This window comes from Clostridium sp. UBA1652 (assembly GCF_002320975.1).
In the GTDB taxonomy this organism is placed as follows: domain Bacteria; phylum Bacillota; class Clostridia; order Clostridiales; family Clostridiaceae; genus Clostridium_T; species Clostridium_T intestinale.
The window spans coordinates 1-14,258 of the sequence record NZ_DCLI01000038.1 but is presented as its reverse complement, the minus strand read 5'-3'; the positions used below and the strand labels follow the sequence as shown (position 1 = coordinate 14,258).

Below are 14,258 nucleotides of genomic sequence, written 5' to 3'. Positions count from 1 at the left end.
AATATTTATTTGGAGGTGGATTTATGGACTTTAATTATCATATACCTACAAAAATTTTATTTGGGCCTGGAAAGTTAGATGAATTATCAAGGGAAAAACTTCCTGGAACAAAAGCATTAATTGTAACTACAGCAGGAAAATCAGTAAAGAAATACGGATATTTAGATAGGTTAAAGAAGATTTTATCTAGTAGAGGAATTGAATACGTTTTATTTGATAAAATTTTACCTAATCCTATTAAAGCTCATGTAATGGAAGGTGCAGATATTGCAAAAAAAGAGAACTGTGATTTTGTAATAGGACTTGGAGGGGGAAGCAGTATCGACTCATCAAAAAGCATTGCAGTTATGGCAAAAAATCCAGGTGACTACTGGGATTATATATCTGGTGGAACTGGGAAAGGACTTCAAGTTAAAAATGGTGCACTTCCTATAGTTGCAATAACAACTACAGCAGGGACAGGAACAGAAGCTGATCCATGGACTGTTATAACAAAAGAAGAAACAAATGAAAAAATAGGTTTCGGTAATGAAGATACATTTCCAACCTTATCAGTAGTTGATCCAGAACTTATGCTAACAGTTCCTAAAAATTTAACAGCCTATCAAGGGTTTGATGCATTGTTTCATGCAACAGAAGGATATATAGCAAATATTTCAACACCTATAAGTGATGCCTATGCTTTAAAAAGTATAAAGTTAATAGCAAAATATCTTCCTATATGCGTTAATGAAGGTGATAATCTTGAGGCTCGTACACAAGTGGCTTTAGCTAATACTCTTTCAGGATTAGTTGAGTCTACATCTAGCTGTACATCAGAACATTCAATGGAACATGCGCTAAGTGCACATCATCCAGAGCTTCCTCATGGAGCTGGGTTAATTATGCTTTCAGAAGAATATTATAAGTTTTTTGCAGATAAGGCTCCCGAAAGATTCGTATCTATGGCTAAAGCTATGGGGGTTGATTTCCATTCAGTACCTAAAGAAGAACGTCCTATGATGTTTGTAGATGCCTTATTAAAGTTACAAAAAGAGTGTGGAGTTGATAATCTAAAGATGTCTGACTATGGAATAACAAAGGAAGAGATACCAGCACTAGCTAATAATGCAAGAGAAACTATGGGAGGACTTTTTAGATTAGATCCATATAAATTATCTTTAGAAGAAACCATAGAAATTATGACTAAAGCATATAAATAAAACATATAAGGATTAAGCCCAAAATCCTTATGGATAGATAAATAGAAATTTAAGAGGAGGAATTACTATGTTATATAGAACGTATGGAAAAACTAACGAGAAGGTTTCGGCATTAGGATTTGGATGTATGAGATTACCAATCATAAACGGAGATACAACAAAAATAGATGATGAAAAGGCTATAAAGATGCTTCGTCATGCAATTGATCAGGGACTTAATTATGTTGATACTGCGTACCCTTACCACGGTACAGGAATGGGAAGAGGAGGAGAAAGTGAGCCTTTTGTTGCAAGAGCATTAAAAGATGGTTATAGAGATAAAGTTAATATAGCAACAAAACTTCCTAGTTGGTTAATAAAAACTAGGGAAGACATGGACAAATACTTAAATGAACAATTAGAGCGTTTGCAAACAGATAGAATAGATTTCTATTTAGTGCATGCACTTAGTGCAGCAACATGGGAAAACTTAAAAGAATTAGGTATAGATGAATTTTTAGATTCAGCTATAAAAGATGGAAGAATAAGATATGCCGGATTCTCTTTCCATGATAAGTTAGAAGTATTTAAGGGAATAGTAGATTATTATGATTGGTCATTCTGCCAAATACAATTTAATTACTTAGATGAAGATTATCAAGCAGGAAAAGAAGGATTAGAATATGCTGCTAATAGAGGTCTAGGTGTTGCGATTATGGAGCCTCTTAGAGGTGGGAAAATAGTTAAAAACCTGCCAGAAGCTGTTATGAATACATTCGATGAAGCAGATATAAAAAGAACTCCAGCAGAGTGGGCACTAAGATGGGTATGGAACCATCCAGAAGTGTCGGTTGTTTTAAGCGGAATGAATACTATGGAGAATGTTACAGAAAACTTAAGAGTTGCTAGCCAAGCTGAGCCAAACTCATTGACAGATAAAGAATTAGAAATAATGGATAAAGTTAAAACTGTATTTAAACAAAGGATAAAAGTTAACTGTACAGCTTGTGAGTATTGTATGCCATGTCCAGCTGGTGTAAATATTCCTAAAAACTTCACTTATTATAATGAATTTAGTTTATTTGCAACACCTGATACAGAAAAAGAACTTAAAGCAAGATACAACTCTGTAAGAGAAGAGGAAAGAGCGTCAAAATGTGTTGAATGTGGTAAATGTGAAACTCATTGTCCACAAGCTATTAAAATTCGTGAAGAGTTAAAAAATGTTACAGAATTATTTGTGTAATTAATAAGGTATTGTCATGAAATCAGAAAAGATTTTATGGCAATATTTGTGTTTAAAGAATTTGGAGGGGTTAAAATGCATATACCAGATAATTATCTAAGTCCTTCTACTTGTGCTACCTTCGGAGTAGCAATGGTACCTGTATGGAGGAGAGCTATTATAAAAATAAAACAGGAAGTAACTAGACAAAAAATGCCTTTACTTGGAGTGTGTGCTGCTTTTTCTTTTTTAGTTATGATGTTTAACATTCCTCTTCCAGGAGGAACTACTGGACATGCTGTTGGAGCAGCCCTTGCAGCAATTTTATTAGGCCCTTATTGCGCTGTTATTTCAGTAACTATAGCATTGGCTGTACAAGCCTTGTTTTTTGGAGATGGTGGGGTTTTAGCTTTAGCAGTTAACTGCTTTAATATGGCATTTATTATGCCTTTTACTGCTCATTATGTGTTCAATTTTATAAAAAGTTTTATTAAAAATAAAAAAGGAGAATATATAGGAGTTTTTATAGCAGGGTATGTATCTTTAAATATAGCAGCTTTATTTACAGCTATTGAATTTGGTATTCAACCAATACTTTTTAAAGATGGAGCTGGATTACCTATATATAGCCCTTATGGACTAGCTGTTGCAATTCCGGCTATGATGATACCACATTTATTAGTAGCGGGAGTTTTAGAAGGAATTATAACTACTGGTGTGTATAGCTATGTAAAGAAATTAACACCAGAAATAATATATAAGCAATCTAATAATAAAATAAAACCACTATATTTTTTAATAGGAATATTGGTTTTAGCAACACCATTAGGACTTTTGGCAACTGGTACAGCTTGGGGGGAATGGGGAGCTGAAGAAGTTCAAGAACTTGTAGGTTTTATTCCAAATGGAATGAAAAATGGTTTTAATTTCTCGGCACCAATGCCTGATTATGGATTAGAAGGTTTAAAAGAATATTTTGCATATATTCTTTCAGCTTTATTAGGAATAGCTGTAATATTTTTAATAATAAAGCTTTGGGGAAAAGTATCATATAAAAATAGTCAAAAGGTGCAAAATGATTGATGAGTGGCTTTTAGAAAAAGATAGCTATATACCTAAAGGTGAAAAAAACTCATACATTGAGAAAAGTATTTTTTCTATGGTAAAAACAGTTTCTATTATAAGAGAGAATAAGATTAAAGAGGGAATAATTTATCACATAAATCCATTAGTAAAAGTAGTTATTAGTATCTTAAGCTTAATAGCTATAGCAATAACTAGAAGTTTTATATATGTAGGTATTTTTGATATATATTTATTATCTAGCCTTTTTATGATGAATAAAAGAGATCGGATAAGGATAATCAAAATGAGCTTAATTTTTCCTAGTATAACTTTCATAGCGTTAATACCAGCTATTTTAATGGGGAATATATACAACAGTTTATTAATATTACAAAAGGTATTAAGTACAATAGTATTAATGAGTATTTTATCTCATACAACCAGATGGAGTGATATTAATAAAGCTTTAAAACTAATGTTTATACCGGATATATTTATTTGGATTATGGATATAACGATAAAATATATTGTACTATTAGCTGAATATTCTATTGATCTTTTATTTGCGTTAAAACTTAGATCAGTAGGAAGTTCAAAAGATAAAAATAAATTTATTTCAAGTATAGTGGGAAATGTTTTTTTAAAATCTTATAAAATGAGTGAAGAGATGTTTAGTGCAATGGAGTGTAGAGGTTTTGTAGGAGAATATAGTATATCTAAAAATTTAACATTTAAGAAATATGATTATATATATCTAATTATAAATTTAGGTTTGTTTATTTTATTTATAATTAAATTCGTTTAAAACTAAGGAGAGTAGTTTATGATAAGGCTCGAAGATGTTTCGTTTAAATATAAAAATAAAGTGGCTCTAAATAAGATTGACATAAATATAGAAGAAGGAGAATCTATTGCTATTATAGGACCTAATGGAAGTGGAAAATCTACTCTTCTAAAATTGTTAAACGGGATTATTTTTGCTAGCCAAGGAAAATACTTTTTTGATGAAACTGAGATTAGTGAAGAAAGAATTAAAGATAATAAATTTTCAAAGTCCTTTCATAAAAAGATTGGTTTTGTTTTTCAAAATTCTGATACCCAACTTTTTTGTTCTACAGTATTTGAAGAAATCGCTTTTGGTCCTATTCAAATGGGGTTGAGTAATGAGGATATAGAAAAGAGAGTTAATGGATGTTTAAAGATGCTTAATATAGAAAAAGTTAAAGATGAGCATCCCTATAACTTAAGTGGAGGAGAGAAAAAAAGGGTTGCTATAGCTAGTGTCTTAGCCTTAAATCCAGAAGTTTTAGTTTTGGACGAACCTATGAATGGAATAGACCCTAAAGGTAAAAAGTTTTTAAAAGAATTATTGATAATGTTAAATAAAAGTGGGAAGACAATTATATGTGCAACTCATGACTTTGAATATGTAGAGGGAATATTTAAACGTGGAATAGTGTTTTCAGAGAATCATAACATTATAAGAGATGATAGGTACGAGAACATTATAAAAGATAAGCAATTTCTAGAAGAGCATAACATTATATAAGTAGCATTGGAGAGAAAATTATGAAAGTATTATATTATGACTGTTTTTGTGGAATAAGTGGGGATATGCACATTGCAGCTATGCTAGACTTAGGTGTACCGCAGGAATATTTATTAAAAGAAATATCAAAACTTAAAATAGATTCTGAGTATGAAATAAAGATACAAAAAACTATAAAAAAAGGAATAACAGGTACAAGAGTTGATGTTATATTGAAAAATGGACATACCAGTAATGATGATTACCAACACAATCATCATAGTCATACAAACATTGATGAACATTCTCATACACATCACCACCATGAGGACAATGAACATAATATGGAGCATCATCATAGAGGGTTAAAGGAAATAGAAGAGATAATCAACTCAAGTGACTTAAGTGATAATGTAAAGAAGTTAAGTATTAAAACTTTCATGAAGGTAGCAGAGGCGGAGGCGAAGGTTCATGGAAAAGATTTATATGAAGTTCATTTTCATGAAGTTGGAGCAGTAGATTCCATTATAGATATAGTAGCTTCCGCTATAACATTAGATTATTTAAAGGTAGATAAGATTGTTGCATCAAGTATTCAGTTAGGTGGAGGATTTGTTAAATGTGCTCATGGGATAATACCAGTACCAGCACCAGCTACTGTTGAGATATTAAAAGGTATTCCAGTAAAAACTGGAGTAGTAGAATTTGAAACAACAACTCCTACAGGAGCTGCTATATTAGCTGCAAATGTTCAAGAATATACAGACAAAATAGATTTTCAAATAGATAAAATTGCCTATGGATTAGGTCATAGAGAACTAGAAATACCTAATGTATTAAGAGTTTATTTAGGGACAATACAAGAGTCCGAAAAAATAGAAGAGCAATATATTATTGAGACAAATATAGATGATATGAATCCAGAGTTCTATGAATATATTGAAGAAAAACTTTTTTCAAATGGGGCTTTAGATGTCTATAAGACAGCTATAATAATGAAAAAAGGAAGACCTGCTATAAAGTTAAGCGTACTGGTAAGTACTGATAAAGAAGAAGAAGTTTTAAAGATAATTTTTAAAGAAACCACCTCAATAGGGGTAAGAAAATATAAAGTTGAAAAAATAATGCTAGATAGAGATTTTTCTAAGAAAAAAACAGTTTATGGAGAAGTTACACTTAAAAATTCTTATTATAAAGGTGAATTAATAAAATCTAAACCTGAATATGAAGAGTGCAAGATTATAGCTAAAGAAAACAGTATACCTCTTAAGCAGGTATATGAAGAAATTTATAGGAGCTAAGAATTATGAATAAAGAAGATATAAAACACCTTCTTAAATTAGTAAAAAATAATGAAATAGAAGTAGATGAGGCTTTAGAAAAGTTAGAGGATTTACCTTTTAAGGATTTAGATTTTGCTTTAATTGATAATCATAGAGAGCTTAGAGTTGGATATCCAGAGGTAATTTATTGCCAAGGAAAAACTGTAGAGCAAGTTAGAGAGATAGTTAAGTTTATGCTTACAAAGAACACAAACATATTGGGAACTAGAGCTACAGAAGAAATGTATATAGCTGTAAAAGAAATATGCCCAGAAGCTAGGTATAACAGTATAGGAAAAACTATAACTGTAGAATTGAGAAAAGAAGAAGTTACAGAAAGTTATATTGCAGTTGTTTCAGCTGGAACTTCTGATTTATCTGTAGTTGAAGAGGCCGTAGAAACAGCTAAATTATTTGGGAATAGAGTGGAGAAAATTACTGATGTAGGCGTAGCTGGTATTCATAGACTTTTTGCTAAACTAGATATAATTAAGGGGGCAAAGGTAGTTATAGTAGTTGCTGGTATGGAGGGCGCATTAGCTAGTGTTATTGGTGGACTTGTAGATAAACCAGTTATAGCAGTACCAACAAGTGTTGGATATGGAGCTAACTTTGGTGGTGTTGCTGCGCTTTTATCAATGCTTAATAGTTGTGCAAGTGGGGTTAGTGTTGTAAATATAGATAATGGATTTGGAGCCGCGTATAATGCCAGCATAATTAACAAACTTTAGAGATAATTAGGAGGATAATATGTTGCTAGATGAGAAATTAGAATTACTTAAAGATATAATTAGGAAAAAAGGAAGTGCTGCTGTAGCTTTTTCAGGTGGAGTTGATAGCACATTTCTTATAAAGGTGGCTAAAGAAGTTTTAGGTGATAAGCTTATAGCAGTTACAGCTACTTCATCAACTTATCCAGAAAGAGAACTTAATGAAGCGATTAAGTATGCAAAAGATTTTGGAGTTAAACATATAATAATTTCTTCAGAGGAGCTTGATATAGAGGGATTTGCGAGTAATCCTAAAAATAGATGTTATTACTGTAAAAAAGAGCTTTTTACAAAAGTTAAAGAAGTTGCTTTAGAAAATGGAGTTGAATATGTTTTTGATGGCTCGAACTTAGATGATAATGGGGATTATAGACCAGGAATGCAGGCAGCAAAAGAATTATTAGTAGTTAGTCCGTTAAAAGAAGCTGGACTAACCAAAAAGGATATTAGAGACTTATCGAAAGAACATGGACTTGCAACTTGGAATAAGCCTGCGTTTGCTTGTTTATCATCAAGATTTCCGTACGGAAATAAGATAACCTTACCTAAATTGAAAATGATAGATAAAGCAGAACAATTTTTACTTGATATGGGAATAAAACAGGTTAGAGTAAGACATCATGGAGAAATAGCTAGAATTGAAGTTGCACCAGAAGAGAGAGAAAAGTTCTTTAATATAGAATTTATGGACAAGATATCGTCTAAGTTTAAAGAAATAGGTTTTATATACACAACATTAGATATAGCTGGGTATAGAACTGGAAGTATGAATGAAGTTTTAAAAGAAGAAGAGAAGATAAAATTTAAAATAAATTAGGTTTATTTTTACCAACAATATACTCATTGTAATTATAGAGCTCAGAAGTTATATTATATTTAGCTTCTGAGTTTCTTATTTCGACAAGCATTTTCCTGTATTTTTTATATAATATGATATAAATACAGGAAAAATATATCACAATTTGTCGTTTTTTGAGCTAAATGTATTTAAAAAAGTTAATAATCCATGTATAATAAAAGTTGGACAACCGATTAATAATTTAATAGGGAGAGGTGTTTTTTATGAAAAAATTATTTCAATTCCTTGGAACAGTTTGTTTAAGCTTAGCTGCAATAATCACTATTGTAGGACCTGCCTCAGTAAGTGGTATAGCAGTAGAAGAAATGCCTGAGTCAATGAAAAACCAAAGATAACCTTTCATGTCCAAAGTTGGAGGTGTGTCCCACCTCCAGATTTAAAAATTCCCCTAGATAAAAGGAGATAATAAATGTTATTAAATGTATTTGATACAATAACCACAGTTTTTCAAGCAATTTTGTTCATTTGGATGCCTAATAATATAGCGTATAGTTATAATAAAATCTCAAGAAAGAAATTTTATGTAGCTGTAGCTCTTGTATTCACAGAAGTTTTTATACTTACTCATATCGGAAGTAATATATCAATTTCTAATTTATTAATGGTAATTGGAATTATAATAATAGTAGGAGTATTTTTTAGAAAGTCACTGGTTGATGTTTTTCTAGGATTTGGAGTTGCATATGCAATAGTTGCAATGACATCATATTTTTTACTTACTATTTACAAGAGTATATTTGCTAATTTAAATTTAGGACTTTCACAAGAAATGCAGTTAATTGTATATGTATATATTCCTGCATGGATAATATATTTTATTGTATATAAAGTTAGAAAATATATCTTTAATGCAGTTATAGCATTAAAAAATACTAAAAATTTGTTAGGATTTGTGTTTATTGTTGATTATTTTATAATATTTTTAGATACTGTTCGTATGGATTGGACTAATCAGCCAGTAGGTTTAATGATAAAAGCTATTATGTATCTATTTGCATTTATAAGTTTAATTTATGCTGCATTATATTTTGCTAAAATAAATGATAAATCAAAAGAAGTAGAAATGCTTAACAAGGCATTAAACGAAAAAATAATAGAACTTAAAAAAATAAAACATGATTATGGTAGTGAAATAAGTGGTCTTTATGGACTATATCAATTAGGTAAATATGATAGAGTAGGGCTTTTATTAAAAAGCATTGTAGAGAGATATCAAAATTTAAGTGATGCTGTAAGTATAAGTGAACAAACAACACCGTTGGTTGCTTCAGTACTACATCCTGCTTCATCTGCTGGTATAAATGTTATAGCTTTTGATAGCGCAGAATATGAAAACATATCAATATCAGATAATGATTTATTAAAACTTTTATCTAATATTGTTAAAAATTCTATGGATATACTTAAGGACATAGATAATCCCATAATAAAACTGAAAAGTTATAATAGGCATAATGGAGTTAGTATAGCTATATCTAATAATGGACCTAAAATACCAGATGATATAAAGGAAAAAATGTTTAACTCTGGATTTACCACAAAAGATAACCAAAATGGTGATAGGGGATATGGTCTTAGCATAGTAAAAGATATAATTAATAGTTGTAATGGGGAAATAGCTATTCAAAGCGATAAAGAGTGGACAACCTTTAGCTTTTTGATTCCAAATAAGGTAGTATAATAAGGATTTAGTAAATATTTTGGGAGGTAATGATATATGAGGAAGCTTATATCTATTACTGCAGAGTACATATCTAAAGTAAATAATTATACTAAAGATCAAGAGCAACAGGTAGAATATGCTTTAAAAGTTTTTGTTTTTGAAGCCTTAAAAACCATGGGAACCTTTGCTATATTCTGGTTAATAGGTAAACCTATATATGCCTTAGTTGCTATAATAACCATGATAACTACAAAACCATTTATAGGTGGGTATCATGAAGATAGCCAGATAAAATGTTTTTTTAGCACTGTATTTATAATTGGAAGTGTAGTCTACCTAAGTTACAATGTAGATATTAATCTCTTGGGTAAAATAATATTAGGGATAGTGTCTTTATATTGTATATGGAATCAAGCACCAATAGTGAATTCAGCTATGCCAATAACTAGAGAAGATTTATTAATTAAAAATAGGAATATTGGAATTATATTAAGTTCAGTATTTATAATAATAGGACTTATATTTTATAGATTAGAAGTAGTGAGCAATACTATTACCTGGATGATTATTTTTCAAGCGCTTCTAATGTTTAATAAAAGAAAATCTAATCAATAGAATTTATTAAGACTTATCTAAGTAAAAGGTAAGTCTTTTATTTTATTTAGGCAGTACCATATATAGATAATAAATGAATATTGTGGTAGTATTAATTAGTAAGAGTAGATAGATAAAAAGGGGAAGACATGAGAGAAGAAGTTTATTATATGTTGCACTTAAGAGATTACATAGTAATTAAAGTAACTAATGAGTTTTTAGATTTAATTCAATACTTAAGAGAAGATATAGTTAATAAACATATATCAGAAGTTTTGAGCCTTTTAAAAGCTACTTTTGATATAAAAGAAATAGAAAAAGAAAAAAATTACTTTATATTTACAAAAGATTATGAAGCAATAGAAGTTAATATAGAATTAGAAGATAACTTGATTATGTTTAAAGTAAATAGAGGAACTAAGTTAAAAGATAAGTTTTTATTTTTTGAGGAATTATATAATGAAAATAGATTAGGTATGGCTCTTTTTTCAGTTCCAGATATTAGATTACTTAAGGCTAATCAAACTTATCTAGATTTTTTTGATACCCCTTTTGATATAAGAGAAAATACATATGGAAGAAAAATACATGAGTTTGTAACTGGATGGAAAGGAAGCCCTTCAGAGCAACTATGGAGAGAAGTATTATCCCAAAAGAAAATAGTCCATGTAGATGAATATGCAGATGATAATTTCAAAAGAGGAAGAACTTTTTGGAAGGGAACGCTTATACCTATACATGAAGATGGAGAAATGAAATATGTAGCAGAGATGACAGAAGAAATAACTGAAAGATACTTAACAGAAATGTTGATTGAAGAACAATCCCATATAGTATTAGAGGAAAATGATGAACTTGAGAGGACTTTAAGTAATCAAGAAAAGTTCTTTTCCTTTATATCACATGAGTTTAAAACCCCTCTTACAGTTACAATGTCAGCTGTTCAAGCTATAGAATTAATATGTAAAAATGAGTTGAGTGATATTGCAAAGAAGTATATCAAAAAGATATATCAAAGCTCACTACAACAAGTGAGATTGGTTAATAATTTACTTGATATAACAAGAGCTGATGCTGGATATCTAAAAGTAAATAAAAAAAATATGGACATTGTAAGGATGACTAAGCTAATTATAAAATCTATTTTAGTATATGCAAATGAGAAGAATGTGAACATAGAGTGTAACCCTTCTTCAAAAGAAATATATCTAGGAATAGATGATGAAAAATACGAAAGAATATTACTGAATTTATTATCTAATGCTATAAAATTTTCACCTACTAAAGGTAATATATATGTGAACATAGAAGAAAATAATGGACTAGTATTTATTACGGTGAAGGATGAGGGCCCTGGGATACCAGAAGATAAACAAAAAGTGATTTTTGAAAGATTTGGACAAGTTAATAATAGTCTTACAAGAGAATCAGAAGGTACAGGAATAGGTCTATATATAGTTAATCTTCTAGTGAATGCACTAGGAGGAGAGATAAAATTAGAAAGTAAGCTTGGCCAAGGAAGTGCTTTTAAAGTTGTACTACCTATAGAAATAGTAGAGGAAGAAGATATCCTTAAAGGTAATTTAATGGATGATGGTTTAGTTAGGACTGTTAATGTAGAATTTTCAAATGTATATTTTGATTAATATAAAAGAAGTTACCACAAAGCTAAAGTTAATTTGGTTTTGTAGTGACTTCTTTTAATTTTAACCAATGTTTGTACTTTATTGATGCCATATATATATGATTTTCTACCATCTATATATTAATTGTAGTTAAAGTGAAAATTATATTTTATACTTACCATATAAGGAGAGGAAGGGTGTGAACTATGAGTTTAAAGTTAGAAATTAAAATAGAACCAGATCTTAAAGAAAGTAAAATAGTGATTTTTACAAGTGAAGTCACTGAAGAGATAAAGGAAATTATAAATAAGATAAATAAAACCCAAGGTAAAGTTTTTAAAGGAATTAAAGATGAAAAAATATATTTAGTTAATCCTAATGAAATTTATTATTTTTACGCTGAGAATCAAAAGGTATTGGCTAAGATTGATAAACACTCATTACAGATAAAGTCAAAATTATATGAGCTTGAAGAACAATTAGAGGGAACAAACTTTATAAGAATATCTAATTCAGTAATAGCAAATGTAGATAAGATAAAAAATTTAGAGATGTCTTTTAATGGAACCTTATGTATAAGATTTATGAACGGTGATGTGGAATATTCATCTCGAAGATATGTAAAAAAAATCAAAGAATATTTAGGACTATAGGAAGGAGAAATTTATATGAGTCTAAAAAATCTAAAAGAGATGTTAGCAAGAGGAATTCAGGGAAGTGTCATAGGAATTTTTATTATTCATACCGTCGGAGTTATTATGATGTTGTTAAATGGAGAAACAGCCACTTTTACTAGTGATTTTTTAATCACACAGTATGTTTCCTCAGCCATAGTTGGATTTACTTTTGGATCTCTTAACATGTTATTTCAATCAAACAGATTAAGTATGTTAACTGCAACTATAATTCACTGTATGGGAGTTGCTATTGTTTATTTCCCTTGTGCAATTAAAGCTAGATGGTTTGTTGATGATATTAATAGTATTATATCCACTTCTATAATATTCATAGGAATGTATTTTATAATATGGGTTTTTTGTTATATTCAAATGAAGATATATATTAAAAATATTAACTTAAAATTAGACAGTAGGAGGAAGTGACGGTGAAAAGGCAAAAAATAAGAAAAACAATGATATTAATGTCCTTTTTATTATTCCCTATAACTCTATATTATTTTTCACCTTACCTTATTGTTATGGGAGCTTCAGAAGGAATATTATCTGGCAGTGCTATAATATTTAGCTTAATGTTTATATTTTCATTATTATTTGGAAGAGGTTTCTGTGGATGGCTTTGTCCTGCTGGAGGGCTTCAAGAATGCTGTTCAATGGTAGTAGATAAAAAAGTAAAAGTGGGTGTATTGAATTGGATAAAGTTCTTTATCTGGATTCCTTGGATAGCTTCGATAATTACCATGTTTTTATTAGCTGGGGGAATAAAAAGAACTGACTTCTTTTATCAAACTCAGTATGGGATATCAACAATAAGTATACAAGCCTATGTAGTATATTATGGTGTAGTAGCATTAGTTACGATATTAGCATTAACTTTAGGTAGACGCAGTTTTTGTCATTATGTTTGCTGGATGGCTCCATTTATGATCATAGGAACTAAGATAAAGAATGTTTTTAAATACCCATCACTTCATTTAGAAGGAGAAAAGGATAAATGCATAAGCTGTAGTACTTGCAATAAAAAATGCCCTATGAGTTTAGATGTAAACTCAATGGTTAAGAAAGGAAAAATGCACAACCTAGAGTGTATATTATGTGGGGAATGTGTAGACTCTTGCCCTAAGAAAGCCATTAAAATGACTTTTAGCATTGATAAATAAATCTAATAAAGCCTCTTAAGGGGGCTTTATTAGATTTATTTTAACTACTTTTAATACATAGATAATTACTTAATTATCTATGCATTTAAGTATCACCGTATACCCATATCTAAGTATCTAAGTACCTAATTACTTAATTGGATAATTATTTAATTAGGTAATTATTAATGGGAGAGATATTCGGAAAAGTCTTTATTTTAGAAGAGTTGCTGTTCTTGTAGGATAAAATAATAATACCTATCTAAACAGGTTAATTGACTATGCTTTGAATCTATAGTAAGATTAAAAGTGAATACAAAAGGCTATGATGAGAAATAGTAAGTATCTTGGATTTATCAGAGAGAAGGCATTGGTGTGAGCCTTTAATGAACAGATACCCAACCAATCTTTGAGCTGTGTGCTGAACGGAAAAAGATATCTTTTTTCAGTAAGTTCCACCGGGTTCTCCCGTAACAGAGATAAAGTATCAGATAAGTATCTTGTACTTAATGAGAACGGATTTATTCCGTATTTAGGTGGTACCGTGGACTTGGTTAGTTCGCCCTAGATTGATTTTTCAATCTAGGGCTTTTTTTATTCTTTAGACCAG

At 29.9% G+C, this 14,258-nt stretch carries 15 protein-coding genes and 1 other annotated feature; all 15 genes read left to right on the top strand.

What is annotated here, in order from left to right:
* The first annotated feature begins 23 nt into the window (after positions 1–23).
* The 15 genes from B3N22_RS06170 to B3N22_RS06100 all read left to right on the top strand — a co-directional run bounded on the left by B3N22_RS06170 (position 24) and on the right by B3N22_RS06100 (position 13,669).
* On the top strand, positions 24–1,202 hold the full coding sequence (locus tag B3N22_RS06170; protein WP_073019403.1) for an iron-containing alcohol dehydrogenase: 1,179 nt from the start codon (positions 24–26) through the stop codon (positions 1,200–1,202).
* Between the two features lie 67 nt (positions 1,203–1,269).
* On the top strand, positions 1,270–2,427 hold the full coding sequence (locus B3N22_RS06165; RefSeq protein WP_286905505.1) for an aldo/keto reductase: 1,158 nt from the start codon (positions 1,270–1,272) through the stop codon (positions 2,425–2,427).
* A 75-nt stretch (positions 2,428–2,502) separates the two neighbouring features.
* Positions 2,503–3,489 carry a cobalt transporter CbiM gene (gene cbiM, locus B3N22_RS06160; RefSeq protein ID WP_286905503.1) on the top strand — a complete coding sequence of 329 codons (987 nt, stop codon included), beginning with the start codon at positions 2,503–2,505 and terminating at the stop codon, positions 3,487–3,489.
* A complete protein-coding gene (locus tag B3N22_RS06155) occupies positions 3,482–4,276 on the top strand; it encodes an energy-coupling factor transporter transmembrane component T (protein ID WP_286905501.1) in 795 nt (264 codons plus the stop codon). Before cbiM ends, B3N22_RS06155 begins: the two co-directional genes overlap by 8 nt.
* Positions 4,277–4,294: 18 nt before the next feature.
* Entirely contained in the window at positions 4,295–5,020 is a 726-nt protein-coding gene (locus B3N22_RS06150; protein WP_286905499.1) for an energy-coupling factor ABC transporter ATP-binding protein, read from the top strand.
* 20 nt (positions 5,021–5,040) lie between these two features.
* Positions 5,041–6,300, top strand: a complete 1,260-nt coding sequence (larC, locus tag B3N22_RS06145; protein WP_286905497.1) for a nickel pincer cofactor biosynthesis protein LarC — start codon at positions 5,041–5,043, stop codon at positions 6,298–6,300.
* Positions 6,301–6,305: 5 nt separating this feature from the next.
* The gene (gene larB / locus B3N22_RS06140) at positions 6,306–7,052 is read left to right on the top strand and encodes a nickel pincer cofactor biosynthesis protein LarB (protein WP_286905495.1); all 747 of its coding nucleotides are present in this window, start codon (positions 6,306–6,308) and stop codon (positions 7,050–7,052) included.
* Positions 7,053–7,071: 19 nt separating this feature from the next.
* Positions 7,072–7,908, top strand: coding sequence for an ATP-dependent sacrificial sulfur transferase LarE (gene larE / locus B3N22_RS06135; protein WP_286905492.1), 837 nt, complete (start codon positions 7,072–7,074; stop codon positions 7,906–7,908).
* 245 nt (positions 7,909–8,153) lie between these two features.
* The gene (locus tag B3N22_RS06130; protein WP_278329649.1) at positions 8,154–8,285 is read left to right on the top strand and encodes a hypothetical protein; all 132 of its coding nucleotides are present in this window, start codon (positions 8,154–8,156) and stop codon (positions 8,283–8,285) included.
* A gap of 74 nt (positions 8,286–8,359) precedes the next feature.
* Positions 8,360–9,631, top strand: coding sequence for a sensor histidine kinase (locus B3N22_RS06125; RefSeq protein ID WP_286905488.1), 1,272 nt, complete (start codon positions 8,360–8,362; stop codon positions 9,629–9,631).
* A 36-nt stretch (positions 9,632–9,667) separates the two neighbouring features.
* Complete coding sequence (locus B3N22_RS06120; RefSeq protein ID WP_286905486.1) at positions 9,668–10,228, top strand: accessory gene regulator ArgB-like protein; 561 nt, start codon at positions 9,668–9,670, stop codon at positions 10,226–10,228.
* 128 nt (positions 10,229–10,356) lie between these two features.
* Entirely contained in the window at positions 10,357–11,853 is a 1,497-nt protein-coding gene (locus B3N22_RS06115) for a sensor histidine kinase (RefSeq protein WP_286905484.1), read from the top strand.
* Positions 11,854–12,038: 185 nt separating this feature from the next.
* The gene (locus B3N22_RS06110) at positions 12,039–12,485 is read left to right on the top strand and encodes a LytTR family DNA-binding domain-containing protein (protein ID WP_286905482.1); all 447 of its coding nucleotides are present in this window, start codon (positions 12,039–12,041) and stop codon (positions 12,483–12,485) included.
* Between the two features lie 15 nt (positions 12,486–12,500).
* On the top strand, positions 12,501–12,935 hold the full coding sequence (locus B3N22_RS06105; RefSeq protein ID WP_286905480.1) for a DUF3021 domain-containing protein: 435 nt from the start codon (positions 12,501–12,503) through the stop codon (positions 12,933–12,935).
* Between the two features lie 2 nt (positions 12,936–12,937).
* The gene (locus B3N22_RS06100) at positions 12,938–13,669 is read left to right on the top strand and encodes a 4Fe-4S binding protein (RefSeq protein ID WP_286905479.1); all 732 of its coding nucleotides are present in this window, start codon (positions 12,938–12,940) and stop codon (positions 13,667–13,669) included.
* A gap of 295 nt (positions 13,670–13,964) precedes the next feature.
* Positions 13,965–14,218, top strand: a binding site (T-box leader).
* Positions 14,219–14,258 lie beyond the last annotated feature (40 nt).